The sequence below is a fragment of the Bacillus massiliglaciei genome (genome assembly GCF_900098925.1).
Classification (GTDB): domain Bacteria; phylum Bacillota; class Bacilli; order Bacillales; family DSM-1321; genus Peribacillus; species Peribacillus massiliglaciei.
In genome coordinates, this window is record NZ_LT622358.1 from 701,917 (window position 1) to 722,914 (window position 20,998).

A 20,998-nucleotide genomic window follows, 5' to 3' on the forward strand; every position below is an offset into this window, starting at 1 on the left:
AGAAATGGAGTCTGATTGTATGAAGGCTTTTGTCACAGGAGGGGCAGGATTTATAGGATCCCATTTAGTAGAGGAACTCCTTTCACAAGGAATAAAAGTTCATATCATTGATAATTTATCAACAGGGAAAAAGGAAAATATTCATCCAGATGCTGTCTTTCATAATATGGATGTCCGGGATGCAGAATTGATCAACGTTTTTCTCAAAGAAAAGCCGGATATTGTTTTTCATCTTTCAGCACAGGTTGATGTTCAGCGTTCAATCGCTGATCCCGTATATGATGCAATGGTCAATATAGTCGGGACGGTAAATGTACTGAGAGCCTGCCGGGAATCTGGTGTGAAAAAAATTATTTATTCGTCTACCAGCGCCGTATATGGAGATTTAGATACCCCGAAGCTTATGGAGCATGACATAAACATACCGGTTTCTTATTACGGCCTTTCTAAGTATACTCCAGAGCATTATCTTCGTATTTTCAGTTCACTTTATGGACTTTCCTATACAGTGCTTCGTTATGCTAATGTATATGGACCAAAGCAAACCGCAAAAGGAGAAGGAGGGGTAATCGCCATCTTTTTAGATCGGATGAAAAAAGACCTTCCATTACTGATTCATGGAAACGGGCTGCAGACGCGAGACTTTATCTACGTGAAAGATATAGTCAGTGCAAATATCTCTGCTATGCAGTTAGCTAATAATGAAACAATAAATATAAGTACAGGTCATTCCATTTCAGTAAACAAATTGGCAGATATTCTAGAAGACTTGCATGGAAAGGAATTAGACATTTTTTATGGCCAAGCGCGTCCGGGTGACATAATGCATAGCTGTCTGGATAATGAAAAAGCTGGAAAGGTATTGAACTGGGCGCCCGAGTATACAGTAGAGGAAGGATTGTCTGCAACCTATCAATTTGTTATGAAGAAATCATAAGGCTGATCGTATCAGTTAACGGAAATGATTTCCTGCATTTCAGCTATGTTTTGGTACAACGAAATCCTTTACTAGAGTCCCTTACACCTAATTGCATTATAATAAAAAACTCCTCCGGATGCTGGAATATTTTAGGTTCGCCAACCAAAATAAACAGCATACGGAGGAGTTCGTATGTCCAAAAACACTGTCATTTTAGCATAAACAACATGGAAATGTAAGCATCATTTCGTGTTTTTTTGAAAGCTGAAAAAAGAAATGGGAGAAGGCTATAATTATTTGGACTGTATAGTGAATTATGCACTTTTATATCAATCAGCTGGACTGAAGTATATACAATAGTGAGGAGCAATCATGTTTGAAAAAGCAGGAGTGTGTACGGGTCTTATTCTATTCTGCGAGCGTCCTATGAGACAAACTCGTACTTCAGTCAGCAGCTAATTGCAGTGGAACCTATTACATATATCAAAAGTTCTTTGAAACCAAGTCAAGAGATCATTCGTATGTAAATTATGGAGGTGAAACCATGGTATTTACGTCAAGAAAAGATAGATGGATGGGGTTTGTAATCTGGAGCTTGATCACTGCATTCATTTGGTTTTTTTATCAATCCGCTTTTGTTCAAATCGATATACTAGGAATCATTATAACGATTATTATGATTTATTTATTGGGGTCAATATGGTTCATTACTCGATATAAAATCGAAAATGATACCCTGAAAATATTATACGGACCTATAAAAAGCGCTATTGATATACAAGAAATTACATTCATTCGGAATACAGTTAATCCTTTTGCGGCTCCCTCACTTTCCGTTCATCGAATTGAGATCCATTATGGAAAATATAAAACCATTCAGATTTCCCCTGATGATATACAAGCATTTATAAATGAGTTACAAAGAAAGAATCCTCACATTCAACTTGATCATTAAAGCAATTAAATGTGAAATACACCGACCTCTTATTGCAGGTCTTTTTTTATGTTCTTTTCCAATTTTAACACAACTCGATTTTCAAATACTAATTTTTGCTATGGTCAGCTAAGATAACCAGTGATGGCCATTTGTCAGGATAGACTGCAGAAACACTTGAAAGCGATCCCTCCAAGTTTTTACGCCTTAGGAAAGTGACACGAGTTGAAAGTTCTAGATTCCTTGATTATCCACTGTTTTTGGCGTACCTAAACTGTTTCGTGTTGACGCTTGGAAGAACAGTATAAGGGAGAGAATGCAGACTCAATCCGTACCTTTTAAAAGAGGCAGTCTAAGCAAAAAAATATCAAATTCCACAGGGGAATTTGATATTTTTTAGTTGTCTCGGCCCGCTCTATTTTTTTGGTTCATTTTTATTTTTGTCATTTAAAAGAGTATAGAGGGAATCCAGCTGTTTACTCGTTTTCTCAAGTCGCTGCTTATAATCATTAATTTGATTTTCTTTTATTTCAAGTCTGTTCTTTCTGTCTTTTAATAACTTCTCATTTTCTTTCTCAAACTGCAGAAAATGCTGTTCTTCCAGCTGCATCCATTTTTCGATGAGATCGGGGGAGAAATAAACATTTTTTTGTGCAACGATCTTTTTCTTTTTTCTTCCTACATAATGGATATATTTATTGTGTATTTCTAACGTTATTCCATCAAAGTAGCATTCAAGTAATTTCATTAAATTTAACAGATAGAAAGTTTGCTTGTGATCGTGGAAGGGATGAAGTCCAAATGGAACAGTGATAATGATCCGTCCTTTGTAGTTTAGCAGATGAAATACGGCTTTTAATAATTTGTGCGGCTGAGAAAAATGCTCGAGAACTTCACCTAAAATCACCGTGTCAAATTTACCGAGTTTCTTATTTGAAACGGTAACATCCGATAATAGGAATTTTACATTATCCTGGACAATTTTTGATTCCTTCTTTAATTCCTTGTTCGCATAATTGATTTTGACTTGTTCAATATCAATTCCTGTTACTTGGAATCCTTCTCTTCCAAGTAAAATGGAGGTAATTCCTTGACTGCATCCAACATCCAAAACCGTTTTGCCTTCAGTCATTTTGCACATCCAATGGATACGGAATTGTGCGATTTTCTGGGTTTTTTCTGTGTTAATCAGCCCATAATAACGTAAATTTATTTGGTCATCATTTGGCAAGCTTTTTCCTCCTGCTCTTATAAGGCTTTCGGCAGACAAGGATTACAATTGTGAATATGAATATTGAGTGCTGCTACCTTGATCCATCCATTCTTTTAATTCTTGTATCATTTTTGAGTATTCGGGTGTTTGATAAGCGAAGTCCCTGCGGGTATTCATCAAGCTTTTATCAGATTGATAAACGTCATCTGGTTCAATTATGACAGAATCTCGATCAAATTGACTTTTCAGCAGGCAAAGCAGCTGATATTTAGATATCTTTTTATTTCCGGTGAGATGAACGAGCCCCCGAATATCGTTTTCCAGAATCCATACAACAGCTTTCGCTAATTCAAGAGTGGTGACACCATTCCAATATACATGACGGTAACCTTTTATTGTCCCTTTTTGGTTAAGAAACCAATGAAGTAAGCCGATTCCTTCTTTTTTTGTTTCTGGTCCGATGATTGAAGTGCGAATGGTTACATTATCCTGATCAACGATTTCTCCAAGGCTTTTTGTTTTAGCATAAACGGTTGTCCCGTCTCTCTCATCTGATTCTAAATAATCGCCTTTCTTGCCAGAGAAAACACAATCCGTACTAATATGAATGGTACGGAAATGATATTTCTTCCCGAGCGTAGTTAAAAGATGAGGGAAAAGGCTGTTCACATAAATGGCTTCCTGCAGCTTTTTTTCAGCGTTAGTGTTTAGAAGTCCGGCCGCATTTATTACGGCATCAGGCTTGAGCAGCTGTACTAAGGACTCAAAGTGATGAGGGTTTAAGATATCCAGTGTAAAACCATTTTTTTCTTGTGTTTTCCCACGTACTGTATAATAAATGTCAATAGAAGGTATAAGCGAGAGATAGTCTTTAATCATATGGCCGGCCATGCCATTACCGCCAATGATGAGAACTTTCAATCCAACATTCCGCCTTTTTTCAAAAGATCAATAATATCTTCATGACTCATAAGATCGCCATCTGATTCGTACTTATTGAAGGATACCTTTGGCATGCTTGTATAATGGCTGTATAGGTGAGAAGGGGCATGAGACGGGAGAATTACATAGTATTGGTCGTTGAATTGGTGGGTATAAGGAGATTCTGCATGTGAAACGAGTACTTCGTGTAATTTTTCACCCGGCCGTATTCCGATTTCTTTATGCTTAATCGGTTTTTTTAATAAATAGTCTCCAAGTGCATCAGCAAGATCTGTTATCCGGCATGCTTTCATCTTCATAACAAATGTTTCTCCTCCGACGGCAGCAGCAGATGCCTGCAGTAATAGATCGATTGCTTCAGAAACAGTCAGAAAGAAACGAGTCATGCTGCTGTCTGTGATTGAAACACTTCCGCTGTCTAAAATTTGTTTTTTGAATAGTGGAACTACACTGCCGTTTGTTCCCAGTACGTTACCGCCTCTGATACAGACAAAACGTGTATCTTCACTGAGCTGATTGGCCCGAATCATTAATTTTTCTCCTACAGCTTTCGACATGCCGTATAGATTCACTGGATCGACAGCTTTATCACTGGAAACATCAATCACTTTTTTAACTTTTTGCATGATACTTGCTTTAATAATATTTTCCGTGCCGGTTACATTCGTCTTCAAGGCTTCCTGCGGATACTCTTCACATATGGGAACATGCTTCAGTGCAGCAAGATGGAATACATAATCAACCTGTTTACAAGCTTCATTTATCGCTTCGAAATCTCTGACATCCCCAATGACGAATTTTAAAGAGGGGTGGTTATTAAACGTTCTTTTCATACGTACTTGAGCATATTCATTACGAGAAAAAATCCGAATTTCTTTTGGCTGAAACACCAGCAATTTTCTTGTCAGCTCATGCCCCCATGATCCAGTACCCCCGGTGATAAGAATGGTTTTATCTTTAAACATTTGATACTCCTCCTAAAATAAAGTTAATCACTTTATTTGATACATTTTCATCGTTATAGCCTTTAGGGATTTCCCAGTCATTGTTGGCCTGCATCATTAAGTCAATACCGGCAGCAATCTGTTTTGCTTCCAAGCCTGAGATAACGTTGCTTCCGCACATGACCGTTTCCGGCCTTTCCGTACTTCTGCGGATCGTGATCGATGGAATGCCCAATATACAGCTTTCTTCCTGAACGGTCCCGCTGTCCGTAATGACGCATCGGGCATTTTTCTGTAAATGAATAAAATCCATAAACCCAAATGGCTCACAAAACTTAAGCAGCTCGTTTTTGGAGTTAAGGCCAAATTTTTCAAGGCGGGCTTTTGTCCGTGGGTGAACGCTGAAAACAACCGGAATGGCATACTTTTCAACAGCCACCTTTAGTGCTTCTACAATGTTTCTCAAGCGTTGTTCATTATCGACGTTTTCCGCTCGATGGGCCGTAACTAAAACGTAATGGCCAGGCTGCAGGCTTAAGTTGGTCAGAACATTGCTTTGATCAATTTTTTCTTTATAATATTGGATCACTTCATAAATCGGATTTCCTGAAACCCAAATCCGATGAGATGGATAGGCTTCTCGAATTAAATTGTCTCGGCTGATTTCGGTGTAAGGGAGGTTATAGGAAGCGATTGAATCAATGATTTTCCGATTGATTTCTTCCGGCACCGTGTTATCAAAACACCGATTCCCCGCTTCCATATGAAATACAGGGATTCCCATCCTTTCCGCCAAGATGGCACAAAGGGCACTGTTTGTATCACCGAGAACAAGAATGCGGTCAGGTTTTTCTGTTTCGATAATCTTCTCAGCCTGCGTAAACATATTCCCAAGCTGGCTGCCTAAGGAATGAAAGCTTGATGGGATCGAATAGTCCGGCTGCCTGATCTCCATCTCTTCAAAAAAAATATCATTTAAATTTTTATCGTAATTTTGACCGGTATGCACAAGAATATGCTGATCTGCGAGCAGATCCAGTTTTCGGATGATTAACGATAATCGGATAATCTCCGGCCTTGTACCAATTATTGTCATGACTTTCATTTATTCATCTCCTTTACATAAATGAATCTAATATCTTTTTCTGAACCTCAGGTGTAAAGCCTGTTCCTCTTGGCACTTTTTTCTTAGAGGTAATAGAAGGATGGACAATGTTCACATAATTGCGGGGCTTTAGAATTTCATGCGGAAGTTTTATCGCATACCCATGCCCGCCGGGAAGCACATATCTTTTTCCTTCCAAATAATCTTCAACACTGTAGATAAATGTATAATACTGCGGAGAAGTGAAGTGAATGGGCACCATTCTGTTCTCTTCGGTATCCCACATATATCCATCTTGGTTAATGAGAACCTGAGTGGTCAATTGATGCTTGTAATCATGCAGCTGCTGGACAAAGGATTTATGATATAAGTCATCTGAGTCTTGCCGCGCTACATATAATTCGTCATAACCTTCAATATAAGCTTCAATCCTTCTTTGAGATTCAATACTTGTCCCAAATTTAATATTTTCTGGAAGCGGTTCATATTTTTTTAAGGCCTGATCTACAATATCACTGCATCCGCCTGCCAGCTTCACTACTGTTAAAAACTCCTGGTTTGTTTGTTTTTTCAGGCTTTTTAGAGTGAAGTTATGAAAGAGGGCAAGACGCCTTTCAATCCATTCCTTTGTCAGTCTCTGCGGATCCAATCCGTAATTATTAAAGTTAATTTCTACAACAATTCTTCTTTTGCTCATTCAGAATCTTCCTTTCCAAACGTTCACTTTCTTTTCATCGTATGTGTATTGATAGAAAGGGAGTGGACAATTACCTCTCTTTAAAAGAAAAAAATTGTATAAAGTGAAAGCATGGCATTTATTAAAAATAAAATGGTTAAAAATACAAGAGTTTTGAAAGGTGTCATCATATTGTATAAAAGTCTTATTAACTAATGCTCGGGGAGTGGGGATGGATGTCTAATAGCGTGTACCTGGAGATGAATGAGGTAATTGACCTGATTCAAACGGCCCTTCAGGAACAAAAACCCTTTTCTTTAGTGAGAATAGGAGATGGAGAAAATTTAGTCTTAGCTCAAGAAAGTATCATGAGCATACCGGATATTCTGAAAGAGCCTTGGGCTATAAAAGCAAACAATGGACAAAAAGGGGTCAGGCTTCCCAATGCTTCATTAAAAAAATTAATGATTGAAGCCGTTCAAAACGCAAGTGTGGTAGGAGTTCTGCCGCCTAATGACACGACAATTATGGCACCTTCATACTTGAAGCGGCCGCTTACGGACCAAATATTCAACTATCATAATATCCGGCCCAAATATACCTGCCACGCCTGCCTTAATAGAGAACTGGCAAAAAATCCGGAATTTTGGGATGGTTTAAAGGGAAAAAGAGTACTGATTATTTATCAGTTTGCTGAGCAATTAAAAAATATTTTGATCAAAGAACCCTATAATTTGGATGTAACGCTTACAATTCCTTTTTCATACTATGGCCAGATGACCGAGACTTTCCGAAAAATTATAGATAATAAGGATAAGTTTGATATTGCGTTAATATGCTGCGGAGTGAATGCTGTTGTTCTTGCGCAAAAAACGACTGAATTATCGGGAAAGGTAGCGGTGGATTTTGGCAAGGCATCAAATATTTTGATAAAGGGAAGGGCAAACTGAACCTTCTTATTTTAGGAAAGGTATAAATGGCTGTCAGGCAAAGCGAACAGCCATTTATATCTTTTTCATTTTTTGGGAACTAATTTTTCTAAATAAACCACTTGTGCTGAGTTCACATTCCATATAGGTGTATAAAGATCTCCCCAGCTTATCAGGATGTCTTCATAAAAGCTCTTTCTGACTTCATTATAAATCGGGAATTTCTTCTTGCCTTTTATAGGGTCATAATAAACATTATGAAGCAGCTCAGGTATATGGATCCAAGAAAACTTACCGGCTAAGCGGATAATCATTCTCGCATCCTCCAAGTACCGTCCTTCCCATGGATCATCCGTTATCCATCCGCCGATTTCCTTAATGCTTTCTGCTCTGTAGCAGCGCGGATTTACCATAAAGCCAAGCTTTAGTAAAAAATCATATTTGTTTGTAAAATGCGGCTGAATCATATTTCTCATAAGCACAAGCTCATATTGGTCATTGTATGTCCATAATGTATGATTTCCGAAAGCGAAAGCAGCAGAAGGATTATGATGAAGTGCGGTAATCAGCTTTTCTCCTGCTTGAGGCTCTAACCAGTCATCGCCGTCCAATTGGATAAAATAAGGCGTCGTAATAGTATCTAAGGCTTTATTTAGCACTTTAGAGATGCCTGCATTTTTTTTAAATTGAATAATCTTTAGGCGCGGATCGCCCAAAAAAGGCTCAAGCTGCATCATTGAGCTGTCAGTAGAACAATCATCAATAATCAGGATGGAAGCAGGGGGGAGGGTCTGGTTCAAAGCGCTTTGAACAGCCCTGTATACATATTCTTCTTTATTATAAACAGGAATAACGATGGTATATTCCATATGAAAAATCACCTGCTTTCGTTATTTGTTTAGGTCAGTTCCAAAATTCGCTTCTTTGATGCCTTTGGCTTTTAAATTAAGTCTTTTCAGCAAATCAGTATTTTTCTTGGCTTTTTCGTTTTGTCTGCTTTCCTGATTACCTGGTGTTTGAATAGATTGAGAGCTTGCTGTTACATTCTTTTTTTCTGTATATTGAAGCAGCTGTTTTTCTTCAATTAGTGAAACGAGTTTTTTAGGAGAAGGCATTAAAGGGGTCTGCAAATCAGCTTTGTTTAATTTTCTTTTTTCTTCAATGAGGGAAAACAATGTTTTTGGTTCGGCTTTCATCTGATGCTGATCAATAATATCTTTTGCGCGCAATGGCTCCAAACCCGGTTTTTTAGGGTTAAGAAGAACGACCTTTATCCAGCCTTGTGCAAAAGTCATAAAGATCGGTTCATATTCATCTCCCCATCTTATTAAAGCGTCCCGCACAAACCAGTCTACTGCTTTCACATAATTGGAAATTTGGTTGGTTTGATTGCCGGTATGCCGGCGGTAGTTGTATGCGAGATGATTAACGGAATGGAAATCGTACTTTTCAATAAGCTTAAGCTGCATGGCTCTGTCTTCTAAAACTCGCCCTTCAAAAGGGTCATCTGTCTGCCAGCCGCCCACTTCTTTTAAAGCAGCTGTTCTATAAAATCTTGGGAGCATGGATTGATTAGCAAAAAGAAAGTCATACTTGTCCGAATAGGAACGTCCTTTCTGAAAGATGGTACATGCTGGTTTTCCATTCGAATCCTCATAGACAATATGGCTGTTTCCTCCGATTAAAGCGACTTGATCTGGCATTTTTAACGCTTCGCCTGTTAATACCTCCAATGTGTCCGGGAAAAACCAGTCATCACTATCCAACTGTACAACAAAAGGTGTATCAACGATTTCTAATCCTTTATTCAAGCTTTTGGACTGTCCTAGATTTTCCCCATTTTTAATTAAAGTCACACGATCGTCGATTAAGAAAGGCTGGATGGTTTCGAGGGTTCCATCTGTAGAGGCATCATCTATTAAAATCATTTTCCAATTGGCATATGATTGATCAAAAACACTTTGAACTGCTTTGTGTAAAAAGGACCGGGAGTTATAAAAAGGGATCAAGACTGTTACGTCACTCATTTCTTTCTCCTTTCAGTCAATAAATATAGGAAGTGAATAGTCTATTTAAGAGTGCTGCTGCCTGTCATATGAAGGCGGGATAGCATCATTTTTCAGTATCGGGTTCGAATCCATCTAAAAGTATATCAGGCATCGAATACCCCTCTGGCAATTTGTCCAGAATCTCAATCCATTGTTCAGGTTTTAATTTTGTATCATAAATATCGAAGGAAAAAATCTCAGCATTGGTTTCTGAGTCAGCTGAATTAGAAACGTTTAATTCCTTCTGTTTTGTATCCATTGTTTTATCATAAATCTCCATTGTTTTTGTATAAAGCGTATCCGAGGAGTATTTTTGCCGTGCATAGGCTTCTGCATTGGTTCCTAAGGTTTGTCGAAGGACGGCGTCATCGAGGAGACGGATGAGTTTCTGTGCAAGATCGGCACTATTTTCGGATTCAAAAATTAAGCCGGTGTATTCATCCTTTACCATCTCCGGAATTCCGCCCACATTAGAGGCTATACAAGGTTTTCCTGCAATCTGTGCTTCCATTAATGTAAATGGATGCATGTCCTGAATGGAGGATAGCACAACGATATCTGATTTGCGCAAAAGGGCGGGAACATCCCAGCGGGTGCCGAAAAATAATATTTGCTCCTGCATGCCGGCCCGCTCCGCCTGTATTTCTAATTGGCTCTTTAAATTTCCTTCACCGACCATCCAGCATATAAAATCATCTCTTTGCTGTTTAACCAATGCTAACGCTTCTATTAACGTTTTATGGTTCTTTTCAGGGACAAGCCGTGCGGGACAGATAATGATCTGTCTGTTGATTCCCATCTCTTCCTGCTTCAAAGGAGGATAGGGTTCATAGCTGTACTTTTTCAGAAAAGGAGCAACTTCAATGGCATATGGAATAACATGTAATTTTTCTTTGGAGACACCATAAATTGTACTCAGCTGTTCAAGCTGCCAGAAGGTCGGCACGATTGTTGCGTCAGCTGACATATGGCCGTAATATTCTTCTCTCACAGCATATATCCATCTGTAGGATTCCTTGCTCGTGATTTCTCCAGAATTTATATATTCCGTAGCAAGGATCCCGTGAATGGTAGCAATCAATGGAGTATGTTTTGGCTTTACTCTTGAAAGGGCCCGTGTCGATAAGATGTCATGCGTGTGAATGAGATCATATCCTTCTAGGTCGAGTAAGGAGGCAGCCAGCTCAAATGTATAACGTTCAATTTCTCTCCATCCAATTTCCGGTTCAATATGCGAATAATTACTTGATATATAGTGTCCGATTTGGTAGTCGATTTCATCTTTTATAGTAGAGTTTTCCTTTTCATTATTTACTGATTTATCGATTTCACTGCCTGCAAATGTTCTGCCAAACAGATGAAGTTCATTGCTGTTCTTATAAATGGTCTCCATACCTTGACGATGGGCCAAAATATCGACAGTGTGTCCTCGTTTTTCTAATTCATGTTTGAGTGTCTCAACATAATGGTTCAGCCCTCCGACATGGGGCAGAGGAAAATAGCAGGCAAACAATATTTTCATTTATTCATCTATCCTTTCAAGATGCGTATTAAGTTGCGTTAGCGACCCATTTACTCTTATCCTATGAACAAGATTGCGAATTGCTTGGATAAGCATCCAAATTAGGTATATTAATAGCGTCAGCTGTCAGCAATAAAAAAGACTGCTGAATTATTGCGATCAGCAGTTTTTAATGCGTAAGATTTACATAAATTCGATTAATATATGCTGACTTGCATGCTCCCTCGCTATTACACTTTGTGAATGGACTGGAGAATGATTATTTCGGGAGGCAAGCAAAGAATATTTCCCTGGCGGAATATTGCTGAATAAAAAGTTGCCGCATTCATCCGTTTCTGTACTTAAAAGGAGAATATTGGAGTGGTCAATTAGATGAACAGCAGCCAGTTTAATTCCTTTTCCAAAAGGATTCGTAATTTTTCCTTCAATATCTGTAAAACCCGCATTTCCTCTGTCTGTTGTTTCAATCGCGTCCTCAAGCCTGGCAAGGAAGGACAGATCAAGGACAGTGCCGCTCGTTAGGGGAGAAGAAGAAGGCCGATGGCAGAGGGACTGTTCATATACTTCTAATGTTTTTTTTACCATTAAATCCAAAGACCAAGCGTTCTTCGCAAAGATACGGGCTGCTCTGCCTATTTCTGTTCTGCGGACTGGTGAAGATAAAAGGATATCCAGGTATTTAATGAGCCCTTCACTCTCTTTTGATTTTACTAAATAACCGGTAACCCCGTGCTTAATCATATCCGGACAGCCGCCAACATCCGTTGCAATGACAGGTTTGCCCGCAAGCTGGGCTTCGATAATGGAGAAAGGCAAAGTATCATGAATCGAAGGATGCACCACAATATCAGAAGCAGCCAGCAATGACGGAATATCTTTTCTTCCTCCTAAAAAAGCAATATCGTTGCTTAAATCCAGTTCATCTGCCTCCTTCATCAGCTGGTTCTTTAAAATACCATCTCCTATGATCCAGCAAATAAAATGATGCCCCATTTCTTTTAATGAACGCAGTGCTTTCAATAAGTAAGTATGTCCTTTAATGGGAACAAGACGTGCCGGATAACAAATGACAAGTTTTTCATTTGTTTCAGGAATTGGAACGGTTTTTTTGGAGTATCTGTCGAATTCGGATAGATCGATTCCATATGGGATGATGGATGTCTTGGAATGAATTTCTCCAAGTTGATTCATTTCTTGATAAAGCCAGTTACAAGGAAAAATAAGGCGGTCTGCAGACTGTACACTAAATAATTCTTCTAAAGCGATATACTGCATTTCTGTCTCAGTTTTCAACTCATTTTGCCTGCTTGTATACCACTCACGAGTTTTACAATTATGAAAGCTGGAAATCAAGGGGATCCCGGCCGGCTTGATATTTTGAAAAGCTCTGGTCGAAATCATATCCTGTGTATGGATAATATCATATTCCTCCAGGCTGAATGATCGTGCCGCTTCCTGGTATGTATAGGTCTCAAGTTCTCTCCAAATCATCCATTGAGTAAAGTACGGGTATTTCTCTTGATAGATCTTTTGATATTTATGTTCCAGCCTGCTCTTGATTTCTTTTTTTTTGACGCGGTTCTTCTCTGTATAAATCTCCGTCATTTGAGGATTATGGGCTAAAATGTCCACTTCATGTCCAAACGCAGAAAGTTTCTTTGAAAGCTGGCTCACATATGTAGCGACTCCGCCGATTCGCGGATAGGACTTATATTTTGCAAGCAGGATTTTCATTCATCCCATTCCTCCTTTATTAATGATGATAGGTGAATAAAAAATCCTATCCATATTACTTATATGGAATTCTTACATATTGTTTCCATTTAATTGTCGTAACATTGCCGGCACGTGCAGAGATGGAAAAGAATTCAGTTTTGGCTTTTTCTGCATATCATGTATGACTTGGTTTCTAAAAAGAGAGGGAAATAACACATGAATACAACCTTTTATCTAGTGAGACATGGAGAAACAGATTGGAATAAGGAAAAACGGATTCAAGGCAGATCAGAAGTTCCCTTAAATGCAAAAGGGATCCAGCAGGCGAAAAGAACTGCAGATCTATTAGCAACGAGAAAAATCGAAATTGTACTGACAAGTCCTTTATATCGAGCGAGACAAACAGCAAAAATCATCAGCCGTAAGCTCAATAGAGAATCTGTTATATATGAAGGCCTGACTGAACGTTCTTTCGGATCACTTGAAGGAATACTAAGATCTGAAGCGGAATCTAAATATGGAGGTTTTTCGAATACGATAATTGAAAAATGCGGCGGAGAAAAGGGATCTGCCGTTCGGCAAAGAGGATGGGAAGCACTTCAATGGGCAGAAAAAGAGTATACAGGCAATACTATTGCAGTTGTTACTCACGGTGCCTGGCTAAATGCTGTTCTGACAAGAATAGATTCTTCCTTATCGGATCAGGTATATGAGAATTGCAGCGTCACAGTCCTGATTTGTAACGAAAACAAACAATGGACTTTGGCAGACCTATAGAATGCAGACCGGAAAAATACTTAGGTTCAACTGATTAGTCAATCTTACACCATAAAAGTTAAGCATTACGGCTGAAAATCACCGGCTATCAGAACGATTTAGAAAGGGAGAGAAGACCTTGTATTTTGAACCTATGAATATTGCGAAACATCAAAAATTTATGATTCAGTTTCGCAGAGACTCCTTTATCATCAGTTTCGGTTCAGACAAGGACTTTGGGAATGAAGAGGAGTATCTCGATTGGATAAAAATAAAATCCAATCGATTTCCAGATGGTTTTGTCTTAGTAATGGAAAATGAAATACCCATTGGTCAGCTTGAACTTACAATAAAAAAGGATAATGGAAGAAGCGTAGGTTATGTAAATCTATATTATTTAATTCCAGAAAAACGCGGAATCGGGATGGGCAAGGAACTTCACCAATATGCTCTCCAGTTTTTTCGCAAAAATGGAGTAACTGAATATCAGCTTCGTGTTTCACCCTCCAATACAAATGCATTAATTTTTTACCGTAAAAATGGAATGCATGAAATGGGGCTTGAACAAGGTGGAAAAGTCATGAGAATGAAAGGAACAGTACTTTAAAAGGAAAGGACCTCTGGTGATGTGCCCCCAAAAAATTAGACGAACAATTCTAACTCTTGGGGTGTTTTTTGTGGTCAAATATGATGAAGGATTTAAGCAAAAAGTAGTTGACGCTTATTTAGCAGGTGAAGGTGGATATGCTTCCTTAGCTATCAGATTTGGAATTCGAAGTAAAACCAATATAAGAAAATGGGTCAGTGTGTTCCAACAATTTAGCAAACAAGGTTTGGCTCCTAAAAAAGCAATTACGAATTATCCTGTTCAATTTAAATTAGATGTCCTAAACTATAAGGTAAGAACAGGAGATTCCCTTGAAGAAGTTGAACGGATAAACGCAAAATTGACTGGTATAAGCCCGGTGGAATACCGTCTTTATACCAGTCAACGAGCTGCATAAATATTTTGGTCTAACTTTTAGGGTTCAGCACATGGTGGGTCCTTTATTTATAGCATCAAAGAAAAAGAGCACTGGTCTGCGTTTGCAATAACTAGAGGGTTGATCTCATCAATTGATGCTTTTTTTCTTTATTTTAATGAAGAATAACTTCACAGTTTCTTTTAGCTTTCAAGCCAAGGCGCAGTTCCCGGGCCTGTTCCTGGTGCTGTTCCCGGGCCTGTATTCGGGCCAGTGCCTGGGCCTCCGTTTGAACTGTAAGAAGAATAGGAAGGCATATCGCCAATTCCACCCTGTCTTAAATTCTGAAGCCATTCGAATTTTTCAGCTGTGGTTAAACCCTCCGGAATTAATTCACGCACATCCTCCGGCAATCTTTCAAATTCGTTTCTTAAAAACAATTTGATCAAAGCTCTCATTTTTTGATATCTGGAATCGAATGTCTCCGGCAGAGAGGATAAATTCAAAGGAGAGGAAGTAAATACTCCGCTGAATACTCCGGATTGCTTGGCCCTTAAAATCCACTCCAGCTGGTCCTCAGGGGTGAAATTTGTAGGAATCAAGAATTGCTGATCTGCTGGAATTGCCTGTTTTTCATTTTCTAAAATCTGTGTAATTTGCTGTTCCAGTACCTTCTTTTTTTGCTCCATTAAAGAATTTCTTGTGCCTCTTGCACTGCGTCTTCTTCTCATGCTTTTTCCTCCTTGAAAGTTTTAGAAACCCAGTTACTGGTTATCTTTGCTGATGATCTTCCGGCAAAATTGAAAGGGGAGCGAGAACTTTTTATGTCTTCATATGTTGTCCTATATGAAGTGATGCAGCAGTAGCTGAAAATTGCTTTCCCATATAGTTATTGTTCATGAGCCTTCCTATGAAATAAATGAGGCAGTGCGGATTGCCTTATTTCCGATAAAATAGCCTAAACAGAGAAAAAGAAGATAACAATTTTCAATTTTGTTACATATCTTAATAACTATCCTTTCAATAATGCTTACACCCGTCCACTAAAATATCTTATTCAGTCTTTTATCAATAGGTAGGGCTACTAGCTGAATTTAATAAAAAAATTCTTTTGCAGAATTCCTCTCTTTTTCCCGTCATGAAGCGATTGAGCTGAAAGTCAAGAAAACTGGAGAAACCAAATCGCACTTTACAGGAGAATGAGTTAATATAATGAATCCAACCCGGGGAATTAGTCGTAATTTTGAAAAAAAACAAATTTTATGTTTAACGGTGCCAACTGCAGGGTATTAGTTAAACAGCACTTTTTCTGTTTGAAATAAACGAACAGGAATCGGGCTAATTATGGAGGTGCTTCTATGTTAAAGATTGAAAATGTAGCAAAAACCTATAAAGGAGGCAAGAAAGCAGTCAAGAATATCTCATTAGAGATAAAAAAAGGTGAATTTATCTGTTTTATCGGTCCAAGCGGATGCGGAAAAACAACGACAATGAAAATGATTAACCGGTTAATTGAGCCTTCTGAAGGTGCAATTTATCTAAATGGAGAAAACATTCTGACTAAGGATCCAGTTGAATTAAGAAGAAATATTGGATATGTAATCCAGCAAATCGGCCTGTTTCCTCATATGACCATCCTTGAAAATATTACCCTCGTACCAAAGCTCTTGAAATGGAAGGAATCAGAAAAAACGGCACGGGCAAAAGAACTCCTAAAATTAGTGGATATGGGGGAAGAATATTTAGACCTTTATCCTCATCAGCTAAGCGGAGGTCAACAGCAAAGAATAGGCGTGCTCAGGGCTCTTGCTTCTAATCCGCCTCTCATTTTAATGGATGAACCATTCGGAGCTCTGGATCCAATTACCCGTGATTCCTTACAGGAAGAATTCAAAAATCTGCAGCGTACTCTTGATAAGACGATTGTTTTTGTTACACATGATATGGATGAAGCGATTAAGCTTGCAGACAGAATTGTTATTTTGCGCGCTGGAGAAATCGTTCAAGTAGGGACTCCCGATGAAATCCTTCGCAGTCCTGCAAATGAGTTTGTGGAAGAATTTATCGGTAAAGACCGTTTACAAACGAGACCAAATGTCGAGCTAGTAGAACAGGTTATGAGTCGGACACCGGTTTCCATTACAACGGATAAACCGTTAAGCTCGGCGATTTCTCTAATGCGTGAAAAAAGGGTTGACAGCCTTCTCGTCGTTGATAAAGATAATGTGCTTCAGGGCTTCATAGACTTAGAAATCATTAACGAATACCGTAAAAAGAATGTGACGGTTGGAGAAACCCTTAAGACGGATGTTTATTATGTAAGGCAGGACACCCTTATTAGAGATGCAGTACAGAAAATACTGAAAAGAGGATATAAATATGTGCCTGTTGTTGACCAAGAAACCCGTTTGGTCGGCATTGTAACACGGACTAATCTTGTTGATATAGTCTATGACAGCATTTGGGGCGAAGAAGAAGCTGAGAAAGAAACGAACATCTACGCCGTACGGGAGGCGTAAATATGAATTCTTTCATTGATTTTCTAAGCTCAAATTGGCTGGAAATGCTTGATAAAACGTGGGAGCATCTCTATATTTCTTTAATCGCAGTCCTTCTGGGGACGCTGGTAGCTGTTCCGTTAGGGATTTTATTAACCAAAATGAAAAAAGGGGCAGGCGTTATTGTTGGCATTGTTAATATCATGCAGACACTTCCCAGTTTAGCTGTGCTTGCCTTTTTTATTCCTTTTCTCGGCGTCGGCAAGACACCTGCTATTATTGCCCTGTTTTTTTATTCTGTACTCCCCATATTGAGGAATACGTATACAGGGATCAACGGAGTCAATAAAAACCTGCTGGAATCCGGAAAGGGAATAGGAATGACCGCATGGGAACGAATTCGTCTTGTTGAATTGCCCATCGCCCTCCCAGTGATTATGGCTGGTATCAGAACTGCTTCCGTCTATTTAATTGGCTGGGCAACATTAGCTGCTTTCATTGGCGGGGGAGGGCTTGGCGATTATATTTTCATCGGTCTCAATCTATATCAGCCGGAGTATATCATTGCCGGAGCAATACCCGTCATCATTCTTGCCATTTTGATTGATTATTTACTGTCTCTTTTGGAAGGGAAAGTAGTCCCGAAAGGTTTAAAAGACACGAAGGAAGCAGCGTAAGGGGGATTATGGAATGAGAAAGATAAAAACATCAGTCGTGGCGGCCATGTTGGCTGTCATGATGTTAATGGGAGGATGTTCGCTGCCTGGATTAGCCGCTACATCTGACTCAACGATTAAAATAGGGGCACAGAGCATGACAGAATCGGAAATCTTGGCTAATGTCATTTCTATGCTGATTGAGAGGAATACAAATCTGGACACAGCGATCGTTAAGAATCTGGGTTCAAACTTTGTCCAGCAGAAAGCAATGGAAAATGGAGATGTCGACATTGCAGCAACAAGGTATACAGGTACGGATTTAACAAGTGTTCTGAAACAGGAGACTGAAAAAAACCCTGAGAAGGCAATGGAAATTGTCCAGAAAGAATTTAAAAAGCAGTATGGCTATAAGTTTTATGATTCTTATGGCTTTGATAATACGTATGCTTTTACCATTACAAAAGAATTAGCAGAAGAAAAAGGTTATAAAACGATTTCTGATTTAGCCAGTGATTCTAAAGAATTAAGTCTGGGAGTGGACAATGCATGGCTTAAAAGAAAAGGAGACGGCTATCAAGGTTTTACCAAAACCTATAATATGGAGTTTGGGAAAACCTATCCCATGCAAATCGGCCTTGTTTATGATGCAGTAAAGAACGGCCAGATGGACATTGTGCTTGCTTACTCTTCGGACGGCAGGATTAAAGCCAATAACTTATTTCTTTTGGAAGACGATAAAAAGTATTTCCCGCCATACGATTGTTCGCCGGTAGCTGTTGGTGACCTTTTGAAGAAGTACCCGGAAATTGATGATCAGCTTCAAAAATTAGTCGGTACGATTACAACGGATAAGATGCAGGAATTGAATTATGAAGTGGACGGTCATTTAAAAGAACCTTCTACAGTAGCTAAAGAATTTCTTGAAGAAAACAACTATTTTGAATAAAAGCAGGTGAAGATATGGAAACACTGCAGCAACTGGCAACTTATTATTCGCAAAACTGGCTCTATGTACTAACGGAATTTTATCGCCATTTTTTAATGTCCGCTTATGGCGTTCTGTTTGCAGCCATATTTGCTATCCCGGCAGGCATTGTAATTGCGAAGTATAAAAACATGAGCAAATGGGTTTTCTCTATTGCCAATGTTATTCAGACGACCCCCGCATTAGCGATGCTGGCTATATTAATGCTGGTTATGGGACTTGGAAGCACGACGGTAATTGTATCCTTATTTTTATATTCTTTGCTGCCGATCCTCAGAAACACATACGTAGGATTGACCAGTATTGAACAGACTTATCTGGAGTCAGGAAAGGCCATGGGAATGACTAAATTTCAGCTTCTTCGCATGGTAGAGCTCCCTCTTTCCTTATCTGTTATTATGGCTGGCCTTCGGACCGCGCTCGTAGTGTCGATCGGTGTTACGGCAGTCGGCACATTCGTCGGAGCCGGAGGACTTGGGGACATTATCGTCCGCGGAACGAATGCCACGAATGGTACGGCTATTATTTTGGCAGGAGCGATTCCAACCGCACTGATGGCTGTAATAGCTGATCTTCTGTTAGGGTGGATGGAGCGTATATTGTCCCCTGTAAAAAACAAGAAAAAGCTTGTTATCGCCGGAGGAAAACTGTGAATTAAGATACCGATAAAATCTTCCAAAAAAGCGTTCTGAAACAAAAATCCATGCAGTATATGCAAAAAACAAATTTCCTTTTGAGGAAATTTGTTTCAGGCTGTAGACAAACTCGTGAAAATCGAGTTTATCTACAGCCTTTTTTATTTTAAAATGGAGGTAACAAATTTACTTGAGGTGACCAATATGCTTTCCAAATATTCTTCTACTCAAAGAAATCAAATTGAAATGATTGCGCTGGATGAACTTGTTCCTGCGAACCATTTGGTTCGCAAACTAGAAAAAGCGATCGATTTTTCATTTATTTATTCGTTAGTAGAGGATATGTATTCAGATGTAGGTCGTCCAAGTATTGACCCGGTAATTCTTATTAAAATGACATTTATTCAGTACATATTTGGTATCCGCTCCATGCGCAAAACGATTGAAGAAATCCAGACCAATATGGCTTATCGATGGTTTTTAGGATTCGGATTTCATGATAAAATCCCCCATTTTTCTACCTTCGGTAAAAACTACGAACGCAGATTCAAAGATACGGATTTGTTTGAACAGATTTTCTATCATATTATAAGCGAAGCTGCTAAGAAGAAGTTAATCAGTGCCGAACATATTTTTATTGACTCTACACACGTTAAAGCTAGTGCGAATAAACGAAAGTTTCAAAAGAAAGTTGTCCGTAAAGAAACAAAAGCATATGAACAACGTCTTCAAAAAGAAATCAATCAGGACCGAGAGGACCATGATAAGAATCCCTTCCCTCCAGATAAATTCGAAAAAAATGAAACGAAAGAAATCAAAGAAAGTACGACGGATCCTGAGAGTGGATATTATGTAAAAGATGAAAGAACGAAGCAGTTTGCTTATTCTTTTCACGCTGCTTCAGATAGGAATGGATTTGTATTAGGGACCATCGTAACTCCTGGTAATACGCATGATAGTCAGATACTTGAGCCTTTGGTTGAGAAAGTAATGGAAGAAGTTGGGAAGCCTGAAGCTGTTGCTGCTGATGCAGCCTATAAGACACCAGTAATTACAAATTATCTAATAGAAAATGACATCACGCCCGTTTTACCTTATACACGTCCGCGTACAAAAGAGGGATATTTTCGGAAACATGACTATGTTTACGATGAGTACCATGATTGCTATTTATGCCCGCAGGGCAATGTGTTGAACTACTCAACGACTACTAAGGAGGGGTATCGTCAGTATAAGTCTGATCCTAAAATATGTAAAGATTGTCCAGTGATCATGAATTGTACCCAAAGTAAGAACCACCAAAAGCTCATTCAGAGACACATATGGGAAGGGTACGTAGAAGAAGCAGATCATCTCCGACACCATCAAACCATAAAAGATATCTATGCCAAACGTAAAGAAACCATTGAGCGAGTCTTTGCGGATGCAAAAGAAAAGCATGGCATGCGTTGGACAACGTTAAGAGGTCTAAAAAAATTGTCCATGCAGGCGTTGCTTACTTTTGGTGCCATGAATTTAAAGAAGATGGCAAATTGGACTTGGGTCAATCCTCAAA

Annotated in this window: 21 protein-coding genes; 11 read left to right on the forward strand and 10 right to left on the reverse strand. The window is 38.9% G+C overall.

All coding sequences use genetic code 11. The annotated features are described in order from the left end of the window. Positions 1 to 19: 19 nt before the first annotated feature. Both BQ4305_RS11855 and BQ4305_RS11860 read left to right on the forward strand, forming a co-directional pair. Complete coding sequence (locus BQ4305_RS11855; RefSeq protein ID WP_110927972.1) at positions 20 to 937, forward strand: NAD-dependent epimerase/dehydratase family protein; 918 nt, start codon at positions 20 to 22, stop codon at positions 935 to 937. 526 nt (positions 938 to 1,463) lie between these two features. After that, on the forward strand, positions 1,464 to 1,874 hold the full coding sequence (locus tag BQ4305_RS11860; RefSeq protein WP_110927973.1) for a PH domain-containing protein: 411 nt from the start codon (positions 1,464 to 1,466) through the stop codon (positions 1,872 to 1,874). Positions 1,875 to 2,268: 394 nt separating this feature from the next. Here the strand turns inward: BQ4305_RS11860 and BQ4305_RS11865 are convergent, their stop codons facing one another. From BQ4305_RS11865 to BQ4305_RS11885, 5 genes are read right to left on the reverse strand one after another with little or no spacing between them, the layout of a single operon-like run. Further along, positions 2,269 to 3,084, reverse strand: coding sequence for a class I SAM-dependent methyltransferase (locus BQ4305_RS11865; RefSeq protein ID WP_110927974.1), 816 nt, complete (start codon positions 3,082 to 3,084; stop codon positions 2,269 to 2,271). A 42-nt stretch (positions 3,085 to 3,126) separates the two neighbouring features. Further along, positions 3,127 to 3,987 (reverse strand): dTDP-4-dehydrorhamnose reductase family protein, encoded by an 861-nt coding sequence (locus tag BQ4305_RS11870; RefSeq protein ID WP_110927975.1) that lies wholly within the window; start codon positions 3,985 to 3,987, stop codon positions 3,127 to 3,129. After that, the gene (locus BQ4305_RS11875) at positions 3,984 to 4,973 is read right to left on the reverse strand and encodes a polysaccharide biosynthesis protein (protein ID WP_110927976.1); all 990 of its coding nucleotides are present in this window, start codon (positions 4,971 to 4,973) and stop codon (positions 3,984 to 3,986) included. The genes BQ4305_RS11870 and BQ4305_RS11875 overlap by 4 nt, the downstream gene beginning before the upstream one ends. Further along, a complete protein-coding gene (gene wecB, locus BQ4305_RS11880; RefSeq protein WP_110927977.1) occupies positions 4,966 to 6,057 on the reverse strand; it encodes a non-hydrolyzing UDP-N-acetylglucosamine 2-epimerase in 1,092 nt (363 codons plus the stop codon). The genes BQ4305_RS11875 and wecB overlap by 8 nt, the downstream gene beginning before the upstream one ends. 13 nt (positions 6,058 to 6,070) lie before the next feature. Then, the gene (locus BQ4305_RS11885; RefSeq protein WP_110927978.1) at positions 6,071 to 6,754 is read right to left on the reverse strand and encodes a glycosyltransferase; all 684 of its coding nucleotides are present in this window, start codon (positions 6,752 to 6,754) and stop codon (positions 6,071 to 6,073) included. A 215-nt stretch (positions 6,755 to 6,969) separates the two neighbouring features. On the opposite strand from BQ4305_RS11885, the gene BQ4305_RS11890 reads away from it, so the two are divergent. Then, a complete protein-coding gene (locus BQ4305_RS11890) occupies positions 6,970 to 7,683 on the forward strand; it encodes a GT-D fold domain-containing glycosyltransferase (RefSeq protein WP_110927979.1) in 714 nt (237 codons plus the stop codon). A 65-nt stretch (positions 7,684 to 7,748) separates the two neighbouring features. On the opposite strand, the gene BQ4305_RS11895 is transcribed toward BQ4305_RS11890, so the two are convergent. The 4 genes from BQ4305_RS11895 to BQ4305_RS11910 form a co-directional block, all read right to left on the reverse strand. Further along, positions 7,749 to 8,531, reverse strand: coding sequence for a glycosyltransferase family 2 protein (locus BQ4305_RS11895; RefSeq protein WP_110927980.1), 783 nt, complete (start codon positions 8,529 to 8,531; stop codon positions 7,749 to 7,751). Positions 8,532 to 8,552: 21 nt separating this feature from the next. Further along, on the reverse strand, positions 8,553 to 9,689 hold the full coding sequence (locus BQ4305_RS11900) for a glycosyltransferase family 2 protein (RefSeq protein ID WP_110927981.1): 1,137 nt from the start codon (positions 9,687 to 9,689) through the stop codon (positions 8,553 to 8,555). 85 nt (positions 9,690 to 9,774) lie between these two features. Continuing rightward, positions 9,775 to 11,232 (reverse strand): glycosyltransferase family 4 protein, encoded by a 1,458-nt coding sequence (locus BQ4305_RS11905; RefSeq protein WP_110927982.1) that lies wholly within the window; start codon positions 11,230 to 11,232, stop codon positions 9,775 to 9,777. Between the two features lie 183 nt (positions 11,233 to 11,415). Next, on the reverse strand, positions 11,416 to 12,966 hold the full coding sequence (locus BQ4305_RS11910; protein ID WP_110927983.1) for a glycosyltransferase: 1,551 nt from the start codon (positions 12,964 to 12,966) through the stop codon (positions 11,416 to 11,418). A 198-nt stretch (positions 12,967 to 13,164) separates the two neighbouring features. On the opposite strand from BQ4305_RS11910, the gene BQ4305_RS11915 reads away from it, so the two are divergent. The 3 genes from BQ4305_RS11915 to BQ4305_RS11925 all read left to right on the forward strand — a co-directional run bounded on the left by BQ4305_RS11915 (position 13,165) and on the right by BQ4305_RS11925 (position 14,708). Continuing rightward, complete coding sequence (locus tag BQ4305_RS11915; protein ID WP_110927984.1) at positions 13,165 to 13,725, forward strand: histidine phosphatase family protein; 561 nt, start codon at positions 13,165 to 13,167, stop codon at positions 13,723 to 13,725. A gap of 118 nt (positions 13,726 to 13,843) precedes the next feature. Next, positions 13,844 to 14,311 carry a GNAT family N-acetyltransferase gene (locus tag BQ4305_RS11920; RefSeq protein WP_110927985.1) on the forward strand — a complete coding sequence of 156 codons (468 nt, stop codon included), beginning with the start codon at positions 13,844 to 13,846 and terminating at the stop codon, positions 14,309 to 14,311. Positions 14,312 to 14,381: 70 nt separating this feature from the next. Then, complete coding sequence (locus BQ4305_RS11925) at positions 14,382 to 14,708, forward strand: helix-turn-helix domain-containing protein (protein ID WP_199880660.1); 327 nt, start codon at positions 14,382 to 14,384, stop codon at positions 14,706 to 14,708. 161 nt (positions 14,709 to 14,869) lie between these two features. Here the strand turns inward: BQ4305_RS11925 and BQ4305_RS11930 are convergent, their stop codons facing one another. After that, positions 14,870 to 15,397 (reverse strand): hypothetical protein, encoded by a 528-nt coding sequence (locus tag BQ4305_RS11930; protein ID WP_110927987.1) that lies wholly within the window; start codon positions 15,395 to 15,397, stop codon positions 14,870 to 14,872. A 627-nt stretch (positions 15,398 to 16,024) separates the two neighbouring features. Between BQ4305_RS11930 and BQ4305_RS11935 the strand changes: the two genes are divergently transcribed. From BQ4305_RS11935 to BQ4305_RS11955, 5 genes are all read left to right on the forward strand, one after another. Further along, positions 16,025 to 17,185: a betaine/proline/choline family ABC transporter ATP-binding protein gene (locus BQ4305_RS11935; protein WP_110927988.1), complete on the forward strand. Its 1,161-nt coding sequence runs from the start codon at positions 16,025 to 16,027 to the stop codon at positions 17,183 to 17,185. A 2-nt stretch (positions 17,186 to 17,187) separates the two neighbouring features. Continuing rightward, positions 17,188 to 17,841, forward strand: coding sequence for an ABC transporter permease (locus BQ4305_RS11940; RefSeq protein ID WP_110927989.1), 654 nt, complete (start codon positions 17,188 to 17,190; stop codon positions 17,839 to 17,841). Between the two features lie 13 nt (positions 17,842 to 17,854). After that, complete coding sequence (locus BQ4305_RS11945) at positions 17,855 to 18,769, forward strand: osmoprotectant ABC transporter substrate-binding protein (protein WP_110927990.1); 915 nt, start codon at positions 17,855 to 17,857, stop codon at positions 18,767 to 18,769. Positions 18,770 to 18,783: 14 nt separating this feature from the next. Next, entirely contained in the window at positions 18,784 to 19,461 is a 678-nt protein-coding gene (locus tag BQ4305_RS11950) for an ABC transporter permease (protein ID WP_110927991.1), read from the forward strand. Between the two features lie 186 nt (positions 19,462 to 19,647). Continuing rightward, positions 19,648 to 20,998: IS1182 family transposase (locus tag BQ4305_RS11955; protein ID WP_110928030.1), on the forward strand; the 1,351-nt coding region annotated here is incomplete at its 3' end.